Genomic DNA, 20,911 nt, shown 5'->3' with positions numbered 1-20,911 from the left:
GCCCGCGCGGCTCCGCCTCTCCCCCCGGGGGGGCCGGGGGGGGGGCCGGGGGGGGGGACCCCCCCTCCCCCGCGGGGGTCTGTACCCACTCCCTTCACGGGAGTGGAACCACCGGGCCTTCGCCGTACCAGCATCAGCGAACTCCTGACGGCGCCCTGAAACCAAGATCCGGGCCGTGCATAGGATCGCCGTCGTGGCAGGCAAAGTAATCGGCAAAGGACCACTGCGCGGCCACCTCCTGGAGGAGGTGCTGGCCTGGTTGTTGCGGTCCAGCGGCTTCGAAGTCCTCACGGCTAACGACGACAAGGACAAAGAGCCATGGAAGGTGTTGAAGGAGGACAAGAACGGTCTGCTGGTCCGTGGACGCGGGGCATGGCACCAGGTCGACGCGCTCGGACAGTTCCGGTACGTCCCGCCGTTCTCACTGCCTGTCCGCCTGTTCGTGGAGGCAAAGTACCTGACCACAACGCCAGTTGGTTTGCCCACTGTACGCAACGGCCACGGTGTGATCCACGACGTGAACGAGGGCGAGACCACAACGCTCACCGCCCCAGGGACCGGCCGGCCGCGGACGCGATACCGCTATAGCTACGCGATCTTCTCTACGTCCGGCTTCAGCCCGGAGGCACAGGACTACGCTCTGGCCCACCAGATATCCCTGATTGACCTCTCCGCACCGGACTTCGCTGTACTGCGGAATCTCGTCAAGGCCACCGCCGACACGATTCACGCAGCACTCGAAGTGACTCCCGCGGCCGAGCGGCCGAAGGTGCGCGAGATACGGGCATACCTTCGCGGCCCGCTGCTGGATATGTACGACGCCGTGGACCTGACCGATACATTCCGCGTACCACTCGATTACCTGGCGCAGGCCCTGCACAGCCGGTCGCAGCTGGGGCTTGTCCTGGCCTTTCCTGCAGCGCCGTTCGTCTTGGGACTGGCCTCGGATGATCTATACGCCTTCGTCGATTACGCGAAAGCGCACCCCACGCACGCAGTGCGCCTGCGTCGCATCAATCAGACAGCCTCACACCCGGTTTGGGAACTGCGCTCAGCGGAGCACCCAGAGGCATACGCGTTGAGGTTCGGTCTGCCGGAGCGGGTGGAAGCCTGGATCGTCGAACAGGACGAAGGAATGCCCGCGCGGACCCGATATATCAAGCGCAGCATGCTGTCGACCATGACCCTGTACTGGATGGACGGGGAGCACGCGCAGACATTCCAACTCCGCTACGAGCCCGGCGAACTCCGCTTCGCCAGCTGATCGCCTCACACGCCGAAACCCCGGTGTCCGGGCCTGTCGGACGGACAGGCCCGGACACCGGGGCAGATGGAGGAGCAGGTCAGTGTGCGGTACGCGCCTTGGCGAGCGCCTTGTCCAGGTGAGCGTCCACGAGGCCCGGCGAGCCGGAGACGATGACCAGGATGGTGCCGGTGCGGATCGCTGTCTGCTTGACGACGCTGCGCTGTCCGTCGGCGGAGTAGGTAAGCAGCTGGCTCCACTGCTCGTCGCCGAGGTCCGGCGCGGACGTCTTCGCGGTGCCCATGTCGACGACCGTGCTGCCCGACGTCACCTGGTAGGAGGGGCAGGAGAGCATCGCGTCGAAGATCTTCCCGATGCCCTTGGACAACTTCGCGGCGTTGTCGCTGTACAGCTCCTCGCTGACCTCGGAGCTGCTGCTGCCGGAGTAGGTGAAGGACGCCTTCGCCTTGCGGCTGAAGTCGAGGCCGGAGCCGGTAGCCGCGTCGCTGCCGAGCTTCTCCAGCGCCGGGCAGCCGATGACGGTGACGTCGTCGTTGCTGCGAGCGGGCTCGGGCTTGCGGGTGTAGCCCTCGCCCAGGTCGCTTTCGTTCAGCAGCCGCTGGTTCAGCTGCGTCGAGGACAGCGGCGCGGATGCCGAGCTGCCGCCCCGGTGCGCGGGTGCGGAGGATGCGTCCGAGGCGTCGGCGGGCTCGGTGTGGCTGGAGCAGCCGGTCAGGGCGAGGAAGCTGAAGACGGTGCCGAGGCCGAGGGCGGTCGTGGTGGAACGGCGCATGCGGAAACCCCTTGGTGATGCGAGACGGATGGTCTGACCGGGTCGGCCCTCCGGGCGCCGACGAACGCAGGGGTGAGGGAAGGGGTTTCGGGGCTTCAGCGGCCGAGGTGGCGCAGTCCGTCTTCGAGAGTGGGGTGGCAGTGGTCGACCGGACCTGAGTTGCGGTTGTACCAGGCGGTGTCCAGTCGGGTCTCCTCCGCTTCGTGGCCGACCGGGCAGCGGAGCCACACCGAGTCGTCGCGCATGTTGAAGACGATCCAGTTTCGGTACGCACCGCAGTGGCACGCGTGGACCTCGCCGTCGATGACGAGCGGCAGGTCCCAGCGCATCATGAACCCCGAGACGTCCTGGCGGGACGGCGCCCGGAAGTCCGGCGGCAGGAAGTCGGGCACCACCGTGGCCGCCGGCGCAGCCGAGGCAGGGACCGGGCTGGGTGCGTCCGGCAGCGGCATCTCGGTGTGCATCGCCAGCACCGCCTGGCCGGCACGTTGGGCTTCACGGAAGTCTCGGTCCGCACGATTGCGTCGGAACATGCCGTCTCCATCTCTGTCGTCTCGCCTGCACGAGGAGAGTGCCGCAAGTCCCTGACCTGCTGCAACTCTAAGAATGTTGAATTCAGCGGGACTTGGCGGGACGGTCGGTGCGATGCGTCGCGCGCTGCGCAGCACCGCGGGCGGCGGTGGGCGCGGTGGCCGTGTGCTCGGGCATGGCGGAAGGGTCGGCGGGCAGATCGGCCATGCGCCGCAGCCGCCACACGAGCACGTCGCTGATCGAGTCTGCGGTGTCCAACTCCCGTCGCTCGGCGGCCTCGGCTAGGAGCGCGGCCGGGTCGTGCCCAGCGTGCTCGACATCGGCGAGCGTGGCGGCAAGGGCGTACCAGCCCTGCTCGGTGAGGACCTGCTCGGCCAGCTCCGGGACGGCCTGGCGCAGGTAGGCGGCCTGCTTGCGCTGCAGGGGCTGGGACAGACGCCGACCGCGCTGGTGCATGACGGACAGGTACATCGGCGCGGCGGCCTGGTAAGCGGCGCGTAGGTGCTCGGCGGCCTGGCGGGCAGCAGCGGCCTGCTGGGCGTGCTCCTTCTTCCCGTGCCAGTGGGCGGCGGCTGTGACTAGGAAGAACACCATGTCGATCAACATGGCGGTGGTGGCGCCGTCCTCCCCACGGCCGAGCGCCGGCCCGCCGTAGACGAGGTCACGGGCAGCCTGCCGCAGACCACGGTCGTGGCCCCGTTCGGCCCGGATGTGGGAGCGGGAGGCCCGCTCGAACGCCCAGGCGGCATCTCGCAGTTCGCGCCGGGTGTGCGCGGCCGAGGTCTTGGCGAGCGCGTCGAGGACCTCGCCGGCCGCGGCGATCTGCGCGGCGATCTGCCCGTCGTCGCTCTGGTCGACGACGAGTACGGCCTGCCAGACCGCCGTCGTCGCCTGGCGCCGCGCGGTCGACGGGTTGACACGCGCCGAGCCGGAGGAGCGGTCCGCGGCGGCTTTGGGGTCGGGTCCGGAGCCGTTGCCGGCCCATCGCTCGCGGATGCGCGGTAGGGAGAGGTCGGGTGCGAGGGTGGAGCCCGAATAGTAGATCGGCTCCTGGTCCTCGTTGCGGTCGTCGGGCAGCGCGACCTTGTAGCCGAGCAGATCGCCGGAGGGTGCGACGCGCTGGCTGACCAGGAGGCCGGCGGCGGCCAGGCGGTCGAAGAACTCCTGCTCGCTGGCAACGCCGGCGGCGGCGCGGCGCACCGTCTCCCGCAGTTCCTCGCGTGGCGTTCGTTCCTTGCCCTGGCGGTTCGCCTTATGGCGTTCGGCGCTGGTGGGGCGCTTGGCGGCGGTTCCGTCGCCGGTGTTCAACCGGCGTAGCCCGTAGTCGACTTCGATCTTCCGAGCCTCCGCCTGGGAGCGGGCGCCATCGTGGCGGATGCGGGCTTGGCGGCCGTCATGGCGGACGACGGTGGCGATGATGTGGATGTGGTCGTCGGCGTGGCGGACGGCTGCCCAGCGGCAGGCGGCGTCGTCGCCTTCGGGGGCGATGCCGGTGGCGGCGACCATGCGGCGGGCAATGTCCGCCCACTGCTCATCGGTGAGGATCGGGTCTTCGGGGGCAGCGCGTACGGACAGGTGCCAGACGTGCTCGGCGGGCCTGGCGCTTTCGGGCAGGGCCATGATGGGCTGGTCGAGCAGGCGCTGCAGGTCGCCGTATGTCGCTTTGGGGTCGCGGCCGGGGTCGGGGGCCAGGCGGTCCCACGCCGCAACGAGGTGTGGGTCGATGTGTTCCTCGGCCTTGCCGGGGCCGTACAGGTAGGCCACCAGGCCGCGGGTGTCCGTGCCCATGTCGTGGACTTTGGGGATCATGCAGCCGGACGCCCGCCGTCCAGGTAGCGCTGGACGAGTACGTCCACATCCAAGGAGACCCGGTCGACACGAGCGAGGACTGCCCTGGCCTGCGGCGCGGGCTCGTCCGAATTGAGGGCTGCCGCAACCTGGTTGAGGTTGTTGCCGATCCGGTTCAGTGCGGTACGCAGGTCGAACAGCCCCTTCAGCATGTCGCGTTCGCCGGCGATTTCTGCGGCGGTGAGGTCGAGGTTGCGGGCGGCCTTGAGCGCGGCGCGGGCGAGGTAATTGGCGACGCTCATGTTGCAGGCGGCAGCGGCACGCACGAGGAGCTGGTACTCGTCGTCGTTCATGCGGCAGCTCGGCTGGTGCATGCGCTTTTTCTCGTCGCGCAGGCGCTCACGCTGCTGGACGTGGGGCTTGGGCGGTATGGCGTGGGTGCAGTCGTCGCTGTGGCAGGAGTGGCTTTCCCCTTCTTCAGGATGCGAGCCGCCCTCGGTCGCATCCTGACGGATCGGCGCCCCCTGGTGCCGATCCGCTCCCGCCACCCCCGGGGCGGGAGACGCAAGAGCATTGCTCCCACCGGGAGCAATGCTCTTGCACCAACTTGCTCGCGACGAGGTCGAGTTGGTTTCCGGCTCACCTGGCGCGGGAGTGGGGGTTGTCGTCGGGTTCGTCATCGGGTGCGGTTCCTCGTGGTGCGGATGCGGTACTGGATTTCGGCGGCCAGATCGACCATGGCTCTCGGGCCGTGGAGGACGTGGACAAGGGATTCGGCGCGGTGCTGGACGAGCCACTGGCCGGCCGGGGTCAGCACGGCTGCGTACAGGAGCTGGTGGCCTACGAGCACCTCCGCCCAGGCGGCGGCCTCGGCGGTGGACGGTGGGTGCATACGCGGGTGGTGACGGGCAGGAATAGCGGGTCCCTTCAGTGCGGGGGCGGTGGCCCGGCCGAGGCCGGGCCACCGGACGGATAGGCGGAAGTAGGCTCCTGACCTGCTTGTTTGTGGCCGTCAGCCGCACTCGGGGCAGCGGTCGAGGTGCCGGTTCAAGGCCCGCGCCATGTTCCGCTTCACCGACATGGCGTTCTTCGCGCTGGTCTTCGCCGGCGCGGATCCCTGGTGACGCTCGGCGTGAGCGTGCAGGAAGCGGATGTCCTGCTCGAAGCCGGCCTTGATGTGTGCGAAACGCTGGCAGGTCTTCATCGAGCCGTACTCCGTGCCGCGGTGGTGCCCGCCTCGTCGCGGAGCCGCTGCAGAACCGGCGTCAGATGCTCGTTCCGCCCTCCCCGGATCTGCTGTGAACGGAGGATCTCCCGCAGCTGAACCCGGGTCAGCGACTCGTTGCCGTCCCGCTCCAGCAGCGCGGGCACATGGGGACGGACCCGCTCGACCATCTCCTCCACGCTCAGTTTCGGCTGCTTCCGGGACCATTGGGATTGACCGCCGCGCGGCCGGTTCCGGGACGCCCTCGCTTTCGGCGTCCGCCGTACGGGGACGGTGTGGGGACGGTCCCCGTTGGGTTCGGTCCCCGTTTCGGTGTCGGGGTGTTCGCGGTCCCCGTCGTCGTTGGGGACGGTGTGGGGACGGTCCCCGTGGGGCTCGGTTCCCGTTTCGGCGTCCGGGTTCTCCCGGCCCTCGTCCCCGATGGTGATGGCCGCCGGGGACGGGCCTGTGCCCTCCTGAGCAGCAGCTTCGTGCACATTTTCGGCACTGCCGCTCGCGCCGTCGTCGGGCTCCTCGGTCCCGGCGGGCACGGTGTCTTGGTCCCGGACTGCCGCCTCTTGGCCCTCGCGCAGCAGGCTCGAGCCGGACTCGGCGGCTCGGTCCCCGTTGCCGACGGAGTCCGGGTGGGGACGGTCCCCGTCGGGCTCACGTCCCGTCCCCGGCTCCGGACGGTCCCCCTCTGTACGGTCCCCGATCGATGCGGTGCTTCGGGGACCGCCGCCGGGGACCGCGCTCACCCACGCACTTACCTGCGTCCCGTTCGCCGACGGAGTCGCGATCGACGTGGGGAGAGGGGACCGGTCCCCGCGATCGGCGTCCTGGTCCCGCGCGGGCTGAATCCAGGGCGACGGCAGGACCACGGTGGCGAGCGCTGTGGCGTGCCGACGGGCGGCCAGCTGCTCCAGAAGCGCGCGACGCTGCTGCGGGTCGGTGCCGACACCGGATCGTGCGAGAGCCGACTGGAGTCGCCGCGTGATTCGGCTGCCACGGCCGTTCTCACGCTCCTTCTCTGGTATCCCGGCCAGCCGGGAGGCCAGGGCCACGGCCCGCCGGGTCGCGCGGTCCTTGGTGATCTGCGCGGCATCGCGGTTGCGGGTGGCGACGCCCAGGCGCGAGAGGAGACGCTCCCTCACTTCACGTCCGAGCGTGGCCAGGAGCCCTTGGGAGGCGGCGTTCGGCTTGTGCAGTCGCAGCTCGATGCCCATGGCCAGGTGCCAGAGCACGGCCGCCATGACCGGGCCGACGAAGGCCCGCACGGTGCCGCCCACCGTGCCTGACTCGGCGTACGCCGGGATGACCTGCACCCCGGAAATCACCCAGACCAGGCCACCCGGCAGGCCGGGCGCTCCTTGGGTCTTCAGGTTCTGCCGGGCCATCAGCGCCGTCGCGAACAGCGCCAGCTCGGCCGCGCTGAACATCATGGCCTGCTCTACCGTGCCGGCTATGTCGAGGTAGTCGGCGGCGAACCGCCAGCTGGTGTCGGCGCTGTAGGCGGTGCAGTTGAGGGCGGCGAGGCCCGCGACCCAGACCGCGGGGGTGGCGGCGCGCGGGCCGCTCGCCCGGGTCCGGTTACGCCGGATCGACCATCCGCCGAGCACCAGGGCGAGCACGCCGACGGCTGCGGCGAGGTGGACGGGCTCGATGCCAGAGAGGAGGGAGGGCATGGCGATCAGGTGAGTCATGCGGCCTTTCGGAGAGCGGCGATCAGGGCGTGGGTCTGCGCCTGGCGGGGCACCTGCACCGGGGAGGCGGCGTCCTCGGCGGCTTCGTCCTCGACGTACTCGTCGTCGGCTGCCTCGGCCGGGTCGACTTGCCCCCAGTAGCGGTCGCGGTCGGCGACGGCGTGTGCGGCGTTGCGCATCAGGTCGCGCGCCCAGTCGAGGTCGAGCCGCAGTGCGTAGGCGAGGCGCTCGGGGCTCCAGCCGCGTACGTAGGCGTGGCGGGTGACGGCTTCGCGCTCGGCGTCGCTGAGGTGGACGTCGCGGCCTTCGAATGCGGCCTTGACGCGGCTGTAGTCCAGGCGCTTGTTGACTCGGGCGTGCCAGGGGCGCCGCTCGTCCTCGGTGAGCCCGCCCCACATGCCCTGGCGGATCTCGTTGTCGAGGGCGTAGTCGAAGCACGCCTTCTTCACCGGGCAGTTGCCGCAGATCGCCTTGGCCGCGTCGATGGCCGCGCGGTCGCGGGCCGCGTGGAAGAACAGCTCGTCGATCTCCTTGGCCGGCAGGCCGTGGCACAAGCCTCGTTCCTGCCAGCTGTGGTCGGCGATGCCCCGGATCGTCGGGGGCGGGGTGTCGTTGGTGGTGATGTGGCGCATGACGGTCTCCGGAAGTCGCCTCGGTGGGTGCGGGTCGCTCGGCACCGGTGGCGGGACGCGGTGCGGCGGACGCTGCGAGGCGGGCTCGGGGTACGGCGTGGGGCCGTACCGCAGGCGGAACGTTTTGGTGGAGAAGGGGGCTGCGGTCAGGCGGCGGATGCCTGCTGGGCCTGCGCAGCCAGGGCGCGGTCGATGCGGCCGGGGTGGGCCGTGACGCGCGGCGCGTTGCCCCGGGCACTTCCGTCGAGGCTGATGCGACGGCGGCGGCAGGGCTCGCCCTTGTCGGCGTGGCACCAGTCGCACGGCACGCTCAGGACGTCGGGTCCTCCGGCGGCGATGGCGGCTTCGCGGGCGGCGCGGGCCGGGCGGTACGGGGCCAGCTCGGCGCGCACGGCCGGCGGGATGTAGGAGCCGACGGCGGCCAGCTGGTCCTTGAGCCCCGGCCGGTGTCGCCCCGCGGTGATCCCGCGGTGAGCCGAGGGTGCGGCCACTCCGGCAGCCACGGCATCTCGCGCCGCGAGCAGCTCCGCCCGCCAGGCTTCCTGATTGTCCGGGTCGGCCATGGGGGTCGGGTCGGTGTGCCGGGCCAGACGGTCGCGGCGGTGCGCCTGCCATTCGCGGGCCACATCGGCCGGCAGGATCGGGTACGGCGAACTCACGATGCGCTTGCGGACGATCTCGCGGACGTCCCAGCCCTGGCCGGTGGCCATCGGGACGTCGCCGAGCAGCTCGTGCCACATGGCGAGCTGGTCGCGGGCCTCGCCCGCGTCGGTGCGGATGGTGCGGGGGTCCAGGCGGCCGACATAGGTAAGCACGGCAGCAACTTCGCGGCGGTCCAAGGCAGTTACTCCGTTCCAGTCGGTTCATCGACGGCAGCGAGCAGGGCGGCCATGTGCGCGTCGGCGCGGGTCATGCCGGCCTGCGGCGCGGGAGTGCCGCCGGGCAGGGCGTAGAGGTTCGGGCGCTGAGGGGCGGGGCTGTGCTCTCGGGCGATCCAGGACCGCCAGTCGGCAGCCCAGGCGGCGGCGGAGCGAGGGCTCCAGGTGCTGCGGTGGTGGCGCCACTTCGCGTCAGCGGCCTGTACGCCGTGCTCGCCGAGACGGGCGAGATGCCCCTGCTGCTGAGCCCAGGACAGGCTCGCGTCGTCGACCTGCCAGTCCGCGGCGGAGGTGAGGTCAGCAGCACCACTGCTGCTGTACTTACGGTTCACCTTCGGTTCACTACGGTTCTGGGGGTCAGGTTCAGACCCGGAGGGGGGTTGGATTCTGACCCGGGGAGGGGTCAGGTTCTGACGAGGGGGTGCAGATTCTGACCCGGTCAGATCCTGACGACGGGGGTCGGATTCGGACCCCGTCTTCGGCCAGATGCCGTGCTTGCGCAGCCGCTCGTCGTCCAGGTCGGGTACCGGGTCGGCGTCCGTCAGGGGCTCGACGTACGCGCCGGGGTCGTTCTCCTGGGCCGCCGCGACCTTGGCCAGCCATGCAGCGGCGCGCGGGAGCCGATAGACCGTGCTGTGCTGCGGGCCGCCGAGGTCGTCGAGCACCTCGAGTTCGCCGCTCTCAGCCAGCGCGACCAGGGCGCCGCGCACGGCGTTGCGGCTCGCGTTCGTACGCTTCATCAGCGAGGTGAGGGACGCCCAGGCGACGCACTGCTCGTCGGGGATCCGGTCGGCGATCGACAGCAGAACCAGGCGCGCGTTTCCGCGGCTGGCGCTGTACTCCCACGCCCATTCGCGGGTGTCCCGGCTCATCGGGGTACCACCGAAACGGGGCGGATGCTGGGCAACCCGTGCGTGGTCAGGGCGCCAGGCGGTGAAGCGAGGACGGCTGCCGCGCGAGCCGGGGACACCGGCCCTTTGCGCAGGGCAGGCGGCATGTAAGACTCTCCTCTGTAGTGAAACCCGCGCCGGTGTGCCTCGTAGGAAAGGACCGGTGCGGTGAAGGTGGGTAAATCTCCGCCCTTGCCGGGGCAGGAGTACCGTTGGCGTTCGGCGTCCGGGAGTTACCGCTCCCTGGGCGCCGTCGCTGTGTCCGGGGCTATCTCACCCGGCTGGATCGCGCGTTCCGCACATCGCTCCTAGCGTCGTCTGCCCGGGCGGAGAGCCCGGTGAGGGACGACGAACATATGCAGGACCGGCGGCAAGATCCAGATCTTGCTAAAGGACTCTCTACAAGTTGCAACGGAGGGCGGGGGCACGTGCGCCTAGGGGCGGAGCCAGCGGACCGCGACACAGGCAGCAGGCTGATCGCCCCGACGCACTCGGAGATGACCCTCACAGCACCCCCTCGTGTCTTGTGCCACAACGCGGCGCAGCGGCGAACCGTGCGAGTGCGGCGGCTCCGACCATGACGGCGCGCTTGGCGCTACTCGCCATGCCGGGGCAGTCTGCGGCGAACCGCCGTATGGTGTCGGGAATGCGGGCGATGGCGGCGAGGGCGACCCGCACCGCCGGTGCAGACGAGTGTGCCGTTCCGGGGCGGGCCCGGCCGCGCAGAGTCAGCCGTCCGTCAATGAGCAAGGCGAGAACTGGCCGCGCACTACAGTGCCCGAATGACCCGACGGAATTACCCGCGCGGGCATCGCGAAGGGGATCGAGCCTTCCCACTGTTGCCTCTGCGCCTTCCACTCGAAGATCAAATTCGTCCTGTAATTACAGGAGCAACTAATGGCGACTGGATAAGAGTGACGTGTATCACGCATGCCATACGCGCTTATCGGTAGAAACGGACAGACCCTCCCGAAGGGTGGACGCGCAAACACAGGTAGCGTTTGCGAGGTAGAACTTTTCATATGCAAGATCGGTGCGTCAACTGTCGTTAATCGCGGAGTACAGTGGCTGAACCCCTGTTGAGCCACACGCCTTGGAAGGATCATGAAAGAGCCAGCAGACGAGCCGACGAGTCTTCACACGAAGAAGCTCAGTGACCGGCTCAACCGCCTGTACGAAGTGGTGCACCCGCCTGGCCGCGGCCCCTACAGCAACTCTGAAGTGGCCGAGCTGATGGCCGAGCGGGGGCTCGAAACCGTGACGTCCACCTACCTGTGGATGCTGCGCACCGGCCGCCGAGATAATCCGACGAAGCGTCATCTTGAAGCCCTGGCAAGCTTTTTCGGCGTTCCTGCCGCCTATTGGTTCGATGATGAGGTCGCCGAAAAGACCGCGGAGGAACTGAAGTTGCTGGAATTGCTCCGCGATTCCAAGATCAAAAACGTACTCCTTCGGCTGTCCGACGTGTCAGCGGACGGAAAGCAAGCGGTACTCGGTCTCGTGGACGGCGTACGAAAGATGGAGGGGCTGCCGCCCCCCAACTAGCCGCATTCCGGCTACAGTTTAAGAAATGATCAAGGAATGACAATGTGGTCCACGGGTAGGCGGCGCCAGGGTGACCCCCTGGCCACGCTGGAGCTCCCCGACGTCACGAATATCCGCGACCTCCGCGACGAGGTCTCCCGCCGTACGGGGCGCGAGGTGATCCTGCAGCCCCAAGAGCAGGCGCCGTCGGTCTGCGGGGCATGTGCGGTCTTGGATGCCGTCATCTACGTGTTCTACGACCCGCGGACCAGCTGCCTGCATCAAGATCAGATCATCGCTCACGAGTTCATGCACCTGTTCCTCGGGCACCACGAGGCCCGCCCGCTGTCCGCCCTGGCGCCGACGCTCATCACGTCCATGGACCCGGCCATCGTGCAGATGATGCTGGGGCGGACCAAGTACGACGACGCAGAGGAGCACGAGACCGAGCTCCTCGCCTCCCTCCTCCAGCGCCGGATCATCGACCGGTGGCTGCGCAGCGACGAGTCCTCCGGCGACGAGGTCCAGGACCGTGTCGCGTACACCCTGCTGCGCAGGCGGGAGACCCGACCGTGAAAGACCTGCTCCACCCGATCAGCCTTGTGGTCGCCATCCTCGGATTCCTCTGCCTCCTGAGGGATATCCCCGCCCGTCGCCGCGACCCAGCCACCACGGCCCTGGCCTCCGTCTTCCTGCTGTCGGGCCTGTCGTTTCTGTTCTCCATCACCCCGATGTGGAACTACCTCGACCGCGTCCTGGGCACCGTGAACCTCTCCGTTCCGCTGGCCCAGGGCTGCGTGATCGCGCTGATCGCCTGCCAGCAGGTGGTACTCACCCACTGGGGATCGCCCCCGAACATCGCCCGCAGGAGAGCGCGGGCCTGGCTAGGCGCCGGCCTCGCGGTGTTCGCGGGGCTGCTGGTGCTCTTCGCCCTGCTGACGCCCAGCGCACCGAGGCCGATCGATTTCACGTTGTACTACGCGCACGACAACATGTACGCCGCGTACCTGACCCTGTACGTCACCGCGTACACGATCGGCGAGGTACTCCTCGCCCGCGGCTGCTGGCGCCTGGCCCGGCGCAGTAAGCGCACCTCCGTCCGCGTTGGCCTGCGGGTCGTCGCCCTGGGCGCCATCGTGACCTTCGGATACAGCGGCGTGCGGACCGGCAACGTCATCGCGGGCGCCTTCGGCATCTCCCTCGCCGGCTGGGAGAACTTCGCCTGGACGTGCGGCGACGTCGGCGCCATGCTCACCCTGATCGGGTGGCTGGTGCCCACGATCACCGACCAGGTCAAGAGCGTCCAGTACCGGTTCAGGCAGTACCTCAGCTACTACCGCCTGCGTCGCCTGTGGCTGGTCTTCTACAGCGAAGCCCCCGAGATTCGCCTGCCGGTCGACCAAGGCGACCCTGCCCAGAGTCGCCGCTTCCGCAGCATCGGGTTCAAGCTCTACCGACGGGCGGTCGAGATCCGCGACGGCCGCTTCGTGATCCGTCAGTACCTCGAAGCGGGCGTCCGTGAAAGCAGCGAAGCCCACCACAGGGCGCGGGGGCTCTCGGGCGAGGAACTGAACGCCGCTGTCTCTGCCGACCAAATACTCGCGGGCATCGCCGCCCGCAAGACGGGCGAGCGTCCCCATCCGGACCGGCTCACCGACTTCGCCGATACCGACCCCGAGACCAGCCAGCCGATGGACGACATCGATGCCCTCCTCGCCGTCGCCCGCCACCTTCCCCGTCAACGTGCCCACACCTCCCACTCCGAGCGGGTATTCGCATGACCGACCTGACCTGCCAGCCCGCGCACGTCCAACTGCGCGCCTTGGAACGCCGCGAGATCTCCAGCCGCGAGCTGCTCGACCTCCACCTCGATCGGATCGATGCCAGCACCCTCAACGCCGTCATCAGCCGAGACGACGAAGCGGCACGGCAAGCCGCTCACACCTCCGACGAGCGCCGAGCCCGCGGCGAGGCCAGCGGGGTCCTCGAAGGCCTCCCGATCACCATCAAAGACAGCTTCGAAACGGCTGGCCTTCGCACAACCAGCGGAGCCCAGGAACTGGCGGACCACATTCCCGACCAGGACGCCGACGCTGTCGCGCGGCTCCGCCACCAAGGCGCGGTGATCATGGGCAAGACCAACACCCCCGCCTACTGCCAGGACCTCCACACCGACAACGCCCTCTTCGGCTCCACGCTCAACCCGCACGACCCAGCGCGGACGGTCGGCGGCTCCTCCGGTGGATCTGCCGCGGCGGTCGCCGCCCACCTCACCCCCGCCGACCTCGGCAGCGACCTTGCCGGCTCGCTGCGTCTGCCGGCCCACTACTGTGGGGTGTATGGACTGCGGCCGACACACGGACTTGTCCCGGCCCGCGGCCATGTTCCCCGGCCGCCGGGCTGGCTCACCAGCAGCGACATGGTCACTCCGGGCCCGCTGGCTCGCCACCCCCGAGACCTCGACCTGCTGCTCACCGCGCTCACCACACCGGCACCGGCCGAGGGGACGCCCTGGCACGTAGACCTGCCGACGGGCGGTAAGGGCATCGACGAACTGCGCATTGCGATCTGGGCCGAGGACCCGAACTGCCCCGTCGACCACGAGACCGCACAGGCCCTCGTCACCTTTGAGAAGGCCCTGATCGCAGCCGGAGTCCCGGTCCGACACACCCACGGACCTGTTGGCTTCGCCGACTCCACGCGTCTGTTCGAACAGCTTCTGCACGCCACCGCGACGGCCGCCACCAGCGACGAAGTCGCTGACACTGAGCTCGCCGCCGCACGAGAGTTGCAGGACGACGACTCCAGCCCTCGCGCGACTTTCCTCCGCCACCGGACCCAAACCCACCGTTCCTGGCTGCGTGCGAACGAAGAACGCGCCCGACTCCGATCGGACTGGCAGCGGTTCTTCACGGAACACGACATCCTCGTCACACCAGCCGCCCCCACAGCCGCGATACCGGCAGGCAGCCGCACCCTCGTGGTCGGCGACCAAGAGCGAAGCTTCTTCGATCAGACCGGCTGGGCCAACCTCACCAGCCACATCGGCCTCCCCAGCCTGGTCGTACCAGTGACCAAGACCGCCCAGGGGCCGCCCATTGGCATCCAGATGATCGGTCGGCCGTACGCTGAGCGCATTCTGCTTGGACTGGCGGACGGGCTGGCATCCCTGCCTTGTATCTCCGGGTGAGGACGCAACCGTCGTACCTGTGCTGGATGAATCCTCGGCCCGCCGATGACCTTCGGGAAGAGTGCTGGCTTGGCTGATGACCCACTTCCGGGGGTGGACAGTGAATGTATTCGAGCCAGGCGCCGGGCGGCTGTGGGCTCAATGAGCCCACCGGGCTGCCTGTCGGGAGTGTCCCGGGGCTGGCGACACCTCCGAACAAGCCGATCTGGACGACTTGCTGGCTGGAGCCGTACCAACATCGGTGCCATGACCGAAGCCAACAGCTGCCAGGAGCGACCTCGGAGGTCTCGGAAGATCGAGAACCATCTGGCCGCCGACAGGTGACAGCACCAGAGGGCAGGGAGCCAATGACCCGAGCCCACCGCCTCCTGATATTGGCTGGTGTGCTGCGGGCAGGCATTTGTCTGCGCACAGAACCTGATGGCCAACGCCGGTGCGGCCGATGCCGAGCTCAGCGCCGAGGACCTCTCGTGTTGGACGCCCTGCCCACGCCGACCGGCGGCCGTTACTACTGATCACCCTTCTGGAGTTAGTCACGTGCGAGCAACACTGAACTACGGCGCGGGCGACATCCGCGTCGAAGATGTTCCCGACCCGAAGATCCAGCAGCCTACCGATGCCGTCGTGCGGGTCGTGCGCTCCTGCATCTGCGGCAGCGATCTGTGGCCGTACGGGTCCGCGCCCGCCTCCGAGCACGGCGGGCGCATCGGACACGAGTTCCTCGGCGTTGTCGAGGAGACCGGCTCGGACGTGTCCGGCCTCAAGCGCGGCGACCTGGTGGTCGCACCGTTTGTCTGGGCCAACAACACCTGCGACTTTTGCCGCGAGGGCCTGCACACCTCCTGCCGCCACGGCGGGCAGTAAGGGGGGAACGGCGTCGACGGCGACCAGGGCGAGGCGGTACGCGTTCCGCAGGCCCAGGGCACTCTGGTCAAGTTTCCCGTCGCCGAGGACTCGGCCCTCCTGCTCTCCCTGCTTACCTTGTCCGACGTCTTCTGCACCGGCCACGACTGCGCGGTCACCGCCGGGGCGACCCCCGTACGACTGTCCCGGTCTTCGGCGACGGCGCGGTCGGCCTGTCCGCCGTACTGGCCGCCAGGCGGCTCGGCGCCGAGCGGATCATCCTGATGGGCCGGCACAAGGAGCGCACCGACCTGGGCCGGGACTTCGGAGCCACCGACGTCGTCGCCGAGCGCGGGGAGGAAGGCATCGAACGTGTCCGTGAACTGACCGCCGACGACGGCACCCACACCTTGCTGGAGTGCGTCGGCACCCTGCCCGCCCTCCAGATGTCGATCGGCGCTGTCCGCGCGGGCGGCACCATCAGCCGCGTCGGAGCCCTGCAGTACGGCGAAGTCCCGCTCGGCTTCCGGGAGTTCATGAACAACATCCCCCTCACCGGCGGCATCGCCCCGGCCCGCGCCTACATCGAGGACCTCCTCCCCGACATCCTGGAAGGCCGCGTCGAGCCGGGCCGAAACAGCGGCGTCGAGATGCCCGCCCACGGGCTCGGCGTCTACCAGAGCCTTCCGGAGGAGACCGCCGCCGCGGTCGAGCCGTCCTGAGGGACGGCTGCCGCCTGACTGCCGACGGTCGTGGTGCGCTGGGCCCGCCTGCCCCGCGACACCTCGGTGGAGAAGGAACGCTTCTTCGCCGAGACGACCCTAACCGAGGAGGTGCTTAAGGCACACCCGGAGGTCGCCGACGACCTGGGCACCGATCCTGAGGTCGCCGAACGCCTGCGTCAGGAGTACGGGACCCACGTCCTTCCCGTCCGCGCGGGCGGCGGCGAGACCGAGGAAGCCCTGTGGCACGACCGCCACTGCACCTTCCTGCGCCTGGCCCTCCGCGCCCGCAAACGCGCCACCGTGGGTACGCATGCGCGATGACAACGGGATCGGCGACACCGTGTTCTGATGTCCGCCTGCTCGCTCACGGCCTCGCCGCCCCTTCTGCCGTCCCGGGTGTCACCGTACCGATCATGCCCGGGCGGCGGGGTGCCTGGTGCGGAGAGGGGGTGCCTCCGTCCCGCGTCTATGCCCCTGGATGCAGTCCCAGCACGCCGGGCGTCGGGTCACCCTTGACCTCGCCGAAGTAGAGGGCGAAGGTCTGCTTCCACCGCTCGACCGCGGCGCGGTCGGCCATGAAGCGGGGGAAGCCGTCCACGTGGGCGTTCGGGTACTCCCAGATCGGCTTCAGGCCGGCCGGGGGAGTGATGTCGGTGCGGACGGACCAGCCGTTGAACGAACCGTTCTGCATCTCGGTCGACAGCTGCCAGTTGAGGAAGAGCTTGGCGGACGTGGAGTTCTTGGCCTGCTTGAGGATCGCGGTGCGCTGACCCCAGGCCATGAAGGGGTGTCCGGCGCCGATGGCGAACGTCACGGGAGAGGTACTGACCGCGGATCCGGCGGTGCCGACGCCGATCGTCTTCTGGCCGCCGAAGACGGCGTCGCCCGGGGAGTTGCTGCCCCGTCCGAACTGCACGTCCTGCGCGGCGAACTTGGCCACCCAGTCCCAGCCGTACTTCTGGGCGTACAGCGAGAAGAGGTAGAGGGCCGCGTCGTCGTCGTGCGGGTAGGCGGAGGCGATCTTCCCCTTCCACTTCGGGTCGACCATGTCGCGCGGGGTGAGCGGCGTCGTCCCGCCGACTGTCGCCGTGTCGTACATGAAGCTGAAGGCGAGCGCCGAGGTGGCCACCCAGGCGCCCTGCGGGTCCTTGAACTTGTCGTAGACCTTGGAGAATCCGGCGGGCTTGTAGTGCAGGAGGCGGCCCTGCTGCTTCCAGCGGGTGAAGTCCTGGAGGGTCTGGAGTTGGACGAGGTCCGGGACGAGGGTGTCGGTGGCGAACTGGTTGTCGACCCGGACGTCGTGGTACTTGCTGTAGTCGACGATCAGCGTGAGGTCTATTTCTGGGAAGCGGGCCTTGAAGGCCGCCTTGGTGCCGTCCTGCTGGGTGGGGGTGTCGCCGCCGGCGTAGACGACGAGCTTCCCGCCCTCCGCGAGCGCGGCCCGGTAGAGCTCGTCGAGCGTTCGCGTCTCCTCGCGCTTGCCCGCACCGCGGTAGCCCGCCGGGGCGGCCGCGGCTGGAGTCGCGGTGGCGCCGAGGGCTCCGACGCCGAGGGCGGCACCGGTGGCCAGGACATGTCGTCTGCTGAAGGTGGTCACGCTGAAGAGGCCTCTCCCATGGGGGGTGGAGGGGTGAAGCCCCGGCGCCTGGGCACGGCCGTGGTCGTCGGGCGCCCTTCATCCTTGCCTCATCCCACCCGGATGGGCAACGTTTTCCAAAGGTCGAATTCAACCTTCAATCGAACGATTGAACGCCCGCTGCACAACTCGGAGCTGACGCCCTACTCCGCCGGCCGCGCCGTGGACCGGCGCGGCACGAGCGTGGGGGAGAGGGTGATCTGGGCTGATCGGCGGCCGCGGTCGGCGATCCGTTCCAGGAGGAGGCGTACGGCGTTCCGGCCCATCTCGCGACCGCCCTGGTCGACGCTGGTGAGGGAGATCGGGCCGAACGCGGCGAACGTGGTGTTGTCGTAGCCGGCCACCGAGAGGTCGCCGGGCACGGACAGACCGGCTTCGGCGACCGCTTCGAGCACGCCCATGGCGACGATGTCCGCTCCGGCGAAGATGGCCGTGGGCCGGACGGGTCGGGTCAGCAGTTCCTTCGTGCCCCGGTAACCGCCGTCCTGGGTGTAGCTGGTGGAGACGACGTCGATCCACTCCTCCAGCCCGTTCTGCCGCATGGCCTGGCGATAGCCGTCGGCGCGGCGGGCGTTGGGCATCTCTGTGAGGCGCGTCGGGTCGGTCTCGTGATGCTCGATGTGGGCGATCCGGCGATGTCCGAGGCCGGCCAGGTGGCCGACGACCAGCGCGGCGCCCTCGATGTCGTCGTCGGCTACCGTGTCGTACGCGGGGGATGAGCCGTGGCGGCCGATGACGACGGTCGGCACCGCGCTGCCGACGCGCTCCATATGGGCGCGTGAAGAGATCGGTGCAACCAGGATGATGCCGTCCATGCCGCGGTCGATCATTGCCTCGGTGACGCGGGCCTCCTCCTTCTCCCCGTTGCAGCCCGGGCCAAGGAGCACCTGGTACTCGGTGTCCGCGAGCGAGGCGGTGACGCCGTCGAGGATCTCGGGGAAGAAGGGGTTGCGGATGTCGGGCAGCATGACACCGATGGTGTAGGTCTGTCCGCGCAGGCCCCTGGCGCCGGCGTTCGGCCGGTAGCCCAGCTCGTCGATCGCGCGGCGCACCTTCGTGCGCATCTCGGGGCTGGCTCCGTAGGCGTTGCGCAGCACCTTGGAGACGGCTGTCGTGGATACCTGCGCGTGACGGGCGACGTCGACGATGGTGACGCGTCGAGGCCGGGCCTGCGGCTCCATCCGATTCCTGTCCTTTCGGGAAACGTTGTCGGCGAGTGTAGGGCGGAATCGTGACTCAGTGGGCCCGTCGCAAGGGCTGAGCTGCGTCGCAGCCGTAACAATCACGCAGCTTGCGCGGCATCTTGACGTCACGCGGGGCGCTCTCTAGGGTCTGGCAACACCTTTGGGGAACGTTACCCATCCCACCCCGGGCCATCCGGCCTTGCATCGGACCATCCGACCCCCGGACCGCATCACCCACGACGACAACCGGTCGGTGCCCCCGCACGACAGCCCGCAGTGCCGGAGCCTCGATTCAACGCTTTGTTTGAAACGTTTCATGAGAGGAGGTCCGTCGATGACCCTCGCCCCGCACGAGCAGCTTCCGGACCATGACCGGCCTCCGGATGCAGAGCCGGCACCGAAGGTCCGGCGAGCGCGCACCACCCCGCCCTGGTGGTTCGCGCTGCCCGCGCTGCTGCTGTTCGCCTTCGTGGTCCTGGTGCCGAGTGCTCGCGGTGTCTACTACGCCTTCACCGACTGGGACGGTCTCGATCCCGACTTCTCCTTCATCGGCCTGGACAACTTCTCCGACATACTCGACGACCCCGACGCAATGCAGGCCATCTGGCACACCCTGCTGATCGCCGTGTCGATCACGGTCGTCCAGAACGCCGTGGGTCTGCTGCTGGCCCTCGGCGTCAACTCGGCCATCAAGTCCCGGAACCTGCTCCGCGTGTTCCTGTTCGCCCCGGCCGTGATCACCCCGATCGTCACCGCCTACCTCTGGCGCAACCTGCTCGGCCCGGACGGCGCGGTCAACAGCGTGCTGGGCGCGGTCGGACTCGACGGCTCGCAGATGGACTGGCTCGGCAGTCCGCAGCTCGCCCTGTGGTCGGTCATCGGGGTGATCGTCTGGCAGTACGCGGGCTACTCGATGGTCATCTTCCTGGCCGGCCTCCAGTCGGTGCCCAAGGAGATCCACGAGGCGGCGGCCATCGACGGGGCGGGCCCGATGCGTCGCTTCTGGTCGGTCACACGGCCGCTGCTGGCCCCGGCCCTCACCATCAACCTGATGCTGTCGATCATCGGCGGCATCAAACTCTTCGACCAGGTCTACGCGTTGACGGGCGGCGGCCCCGGCCACGCCACCGACACCCTCTCCACCCTCATCTACAAGGACGCCTTCACGCTCGGCGAGTTCGGCTACAGCATCGCGCTCGCGGTCGTCCTCACGATCATCGTGGCGGTCGTCTCGACCGGTCAGTACCTCGTGCTGGCCCGCAACGAGAGGACCATGTCGTGATCCGCTACCGCCGCCGCACCCTCGCACTGGAACTGGTGATGATCGCCGCCGCCCTGGTCGTGGGCTTCCCGGTGTACGTCCTGGTCAACCTGGCCGTACGGCCGGCATCGGACACCTCCTCGCCCATCAGCCCGACCACCTCGCCCACCCTGGACAACTTCTCCCAGGCCTGGCAACAGGGCGCTCTCGGCGGGGCATTGGCCAACAGCCTGCTGGTGACGGCGTGCAGCGTCGCCGTCGTGCTGGCCGTCTCGTCGCTCGCCGCCTACCCGCTGGCCCGCGTGATGGCCCGCTGGTCCCGGAGCACGTATCTGCTGTTCCTCCTGGGCCTGGTCCTGCCTTTCCAACTGGCCGCGCTGCCGCTCTACCAGACCATGCGCGACATGGGACTCCTCGGCACCCCCTGGGCCCTGGTCCTCTTCTACTCCGGGCTCCAGGTGCCGTTCACCGTCTTCCTCTACGTCGGCTTCCTGCGCGCCCTGCCCCGGGACTTCGAGGACGCGGCACTGATCGACGGCTGCACACCGCTGCAGGGCTTCCGCCACGTCGTCCTGCCGATGCTCAAGCCGATCACGGTGACCGCCCTGGTACTGAACACGGTCGCCATCTGGAACGACTTCTTCACCCCGCTGCTGTACCTCAGCGGCAGCGCCCAGCAGACCCTGCCGGTCGCGATCGCGGGGTTCGTCGGCCAGTACGTCACCGACTGGAACCTCATCTTCGCGGCACTGGTGATCAGCATCCTGCCCGTCCTGCTCGTCTACTTCCTGCTCCAGCGCAGCATCATCAACGGCTTCGCGGGAGGGCTGCGCGGATGACACATGCCGCCCACCCTTCCCTCATGTCCGGTGGCTCTTCCCCGAGG

Annotated in this window: 20 protein-coding genes and 1 pseudogene; 9 read left to right on the top strand and 12 right to left on the bottom strand. The window is 69.0% G+C overall.

Annotation, left to right across the window (positions count from 1 at the left end):
- Nucleotides 1–193 precede the first annotated feature (193 nt).
- Nucleotides 194–1,264, top strand: a complete 1,071-nt coding sequence (locus ACFY1E_RS13090; protein ID WP_389074860.1) for a hypothetical protein — start codon at nucleotides 194–196, stop codon at nucleotides 1,262–1,264.
- A gap of 79 nt (nucleotides 1,265–1,343) precedes the next feature.
- Here the strand turns inward: ACFY1E_RS13090 and ACFY1E_RS13085 are convergent, their stop codons facing one another.
- The 10 genes from ACFY1E_RS13085 to ACFY1E_RS13040 all read right to left on the bottom strand — a co-directional run bounded on the left by ACFY1E_RS13085 (nucleotide 1,344) and on the right by ACFY1E_RS13040 (nucleotide 9,644).
- Complete coding sequence (locus tag ACFY1E_RS13085) at nucleotides 1,344–2,036, bottom strand: hypothetical protein (protein WP_389074857.1); 693 nt, start codon at nucleotides 2,034–2,036, stop codon at nucleotides 1,344–1,346.
- Nucleotides 2,037–2,131: 95 nt separating this feature from the next.
- Nucleotides 2,132–2,569: a hypothetical protein gene (locus ACFY1E_RS13080; protein ID WP_389074856.1), complete on the bottom strand. Its 438-nt coding sequence runs from the start codon at nucleotides 2,567–2,569 to the stop codon at nucleotides 2,132–2,134.
- Between the two features lie 82 nt (nucleotides 2,570–2,651).
- Nucleotides 2,652–4,376: a relaxase/mobilization nuclease domain-containing protein gene (locus ACFY1E_RS13075; RefSeq protein ID WP_389074854.1), complete on the bottom strand. Its 1,725-nt coding sequence runs from the start codon at nucleotides 4,374–4,376 to the stop codon at nucleotides 2,652–2,654.
- The gene (locus ACFY1E_RS13070; RefSeq protein WP_389074851.1) at nucleotides 4,373–5,035 is read right to left on the bottom strand and encodes a plasmid mobilization protein; all 663 of its coding nucleotides are present in this window, start codon (nucleotides 5,033–5,035) and stop codon (nucleotides 4,373–4,375) included. Before ACFY1E_RS13070 ends, ACFY1E_RS13075 begins: the two co-directional genes overlap by 4 nt.
- Nucleotides 5,032–5,247 carry a hypothetical protein gene (locus tag ACFY1E_RS13065; RefSeq protein WP_389074849.1) on the bottom strand — a complete coding sequence of 72 codons (216 nt, stop codon included), beginning with the start codon at nucleotides 5,245–5,247 and terminating at the stop codon, nucleotides 5,032–5,034. Before ACFY1E_RS13065 ends, ACFY1E_RS13070 begins: the two co-directional genes overlap by 4 nt.
- A 120-nt stretch (nucleotides 5,248–5,367) precedes the next feature.
- Nucleotides 5,368–5,559: a hypothetical protein gene (locus ACFY1E_RS13060; protein WP_389074847.1), complete on the bottom strand. Its 192-nt coding sequence runs from the start codon at nucleotides 5,557–5,559 to the stop codon at nucleotides 5,368–5,370.
- The gene (locus tag ACFY1E_RS13055; RefSeq protein WP_389074845.1) at nucleotides 5,556–7,262 is read right to left on the bottom strand and encodes a hypothetical protein; all 1,707 of its coding nucleotides are present in this window, start codon (nucleotides 7,260–7,262) and stop codon (nucleotides 5,556–5,558) included. Before ACFY1E_RS13055 ends, ACFY1E_RS13060 begins: the two co-directional genes overlap by 4 nt.
- Nucleotides 7,259–7,894, bottom strand: a complete 636-nt coding sequence (locus tag ACFY1E_RS13050) for a WhiB family transcriptional regulator (protein WP_345567217.1) — start codon at nucleotides 7,892–7,894, stop codon at nucleotides 7,259–7,261. Before ACFY1E_RS13050 ends, ACFY1E_RS13055 begins: the two co-directional genes overlap by 4 nt.
- A 146-nt stretch (nucleotides 7,895–8,040) precedes the next feature.
- Entirely contained in the window at nucleotides 8,041–8,733 is a 693-nt protein-coding gene (locus ACFY1E_RS13045; protein ID WP_389074844.1) for a hypothetical protein, read from the bottom strand.
- Between the two features lie 5 nt (nucleotides 8,734–8,738).
- Nucleotides 8,739–9,644, bottom strand: coding sequence for a helix-turn-helix domain-containing protein (locus tag ACFY1E_RS13040; RefSeq protein WP_389074842.1), 906 nt, complete (start codon nucleotides 9,642–9,644; stop codon nucleotides 8,739–8,741).
- Nucleotides 9,645–10,766: 1,122 nt separating this feature from the next.
- On the opposite strand from ACFY1E_RS13040, the gene ACFY1E_RS13035 reads away from it, so the two are divergent.
- The 6 genes and pseudogenes from ACFY1E_RS13035 (at nucleotide 10,767) to ACFY1E_RS13010 (ending at nucleotide 16,265) form a co-directional block, all read left to right on the top strand.
- A complete protein-coding gene (locus ACFY1E_RS13035; protein ID WP_389074839.1) occupies nucleotides 10,767–11,207 on the top strand; it encodes an XRE family transcriptional regulator in 441 nt (146 codons plus the stop codon).
- 36 nt (nucleotides 11,208–11,243) lie between these two features.
- The gene (locus ACFY1E_RS13030; protein WP_389074837.1) at nucleotides 11,244–11,762 is read left to right on the top strand and encodes a hypothetical protein; all 519 of its coding nucleotides are present in this window, start codon (nucleotides 11,244–11,246) and stop codon (nucleotides 11,760–11,762) included.
- A complete protein-coding gene (locus ACFY1E_RS13025; protein WP_389074835.1) occupies nucleotides 11,759–12,967 on the top strand; it encodes an MAB_1171c family putative transporter in 1,209 nt (402 codons plus the stop codon). The genes ACFY1E_RS13030 and ACFY1E_RS13025 overlap by 4 nt, the downstream gene beginning before the upstream one ends.
- Nucleotides 12,964–14,376 carry an amidase family protein gene (locus ACFY1E_RS13020; protein ID WP_389074833.1) on the top strand — a complete coding sequence of 471 codons (1,413 nt, stop codon included), beginning with the start codon at nucleotides 12,964–12,966 and terminating at the stop codon, nucleotides 14,374–14,376. The genes ACFY1E_RS13025 and ACFY1E_RS13020 overlap by 4 nt, the downstream gene beginning before the upstream one ends.
- A gap of 537 nt (nucleotides 14,377–14,913) precedes the next feature.
- Nucleotides 14,914–15,941 (top strand): annotated as a pseudogene (locus tag ACFY1E_RS13015) (zinc-binding dehydrogenase).
- Between the two features lie 33 nt (nucleotides 15,942–15,974).
- Entirely contained in the window at nucleotides 15,975–16,265 is a 291-nt protein-coding gene (locus tag ACFY1E_RS13010; RefSeq protein ID WP_389074831.1) for a hypothetical protein, read from the top strand.
- Between the two features lie 145 nt (nucleotides 16,266–16,410).
- Here the strand turns inward: ACFY1E_RS13010 and ACFY1E_RS13005 are convergent, their stop codons facing one another.
- Together ACFY1E_RS13005 and ACFY1E_RS13000 are read right to left on the bottom strand one after the other, a co-directional pair.
- Nucleotides 16,411–17,541 (bottom strand): ABC transporter substrate-binding protein, encoded by a 1,131-nt coding sequence (locus ACFY1E_RS13005; protein WP_389074829.1) that lies wholly within the window; start codon nucleotides 17,539–17,541, stop codon nucleotides 16,411–16,413.
- A 182-nt stretch (nucleotides 17,542–17,723) separates the two neighbouring features.
- Nucleotides 17,724–18,761, bottom strand: coding sequence for a LacI family DNA-binding transcriptional regulator (locus ACFY1E_RS13000; protein WP_389074826.1), 1,038 nt, complete (start codon nucleotides 18,759–18,761; stop codon nucleotides 17,724–17,726).
- Nucleotides 18,762–19,098: 337 nt separating this feature from the next.
- Here ACFY1E_RS13000 and ACFY1E_RS12995 point away from each other — a divergent pair, with 337 nt between their 5' ends.
- Together ACFY1E_RS12995 and ACFY1E_RS12990 are read left to right on the top strand one after the other, a co-directional pair.
- Nucleotides 19,099–20,046, top strand: a complete 948-nt coding sequence (locus ACFY1E_RS12995; RefSeq protein ID WP_389074825.1) for a carbohydrate ABC transporter permease — start codon at nucleotides 19,099–19,101, stop codon at nucleotides 20,044–20,046.
- A complete protein-coding gene (locus ACFY1E_RS12990; protein WP_389074823.1) occupies nucleotides 20,043–20,864 on the top strand; it encodes a carbohydrate ABC transporter permease in 822 nt (273 codons plus the stop codon). The genes ACFY1E_RS12995 and ACFY1E_RS12990 overlap by 4 nt, the downstream gene beginning before the upstream one ends.
- The last annotated feature ends 47 nt before the right edge of the window (nucleotides 20,865–20,911 follow it).

The organism is Streptomyces sp. NPDC001604 (assembly GCF_042893475.1).
In the GTDB taxonomy this organism is placed as follows: Bacteria; Actinomycetota; Actinomycetes; order Streptomycetales; family Streptomycetaceae; genus Streptomyces.
The sequence above is the reverse complement of the archived record's forward strand: the minus strand, read 5'-3'. Positions and strand labels throughout refer to the sequence as shown.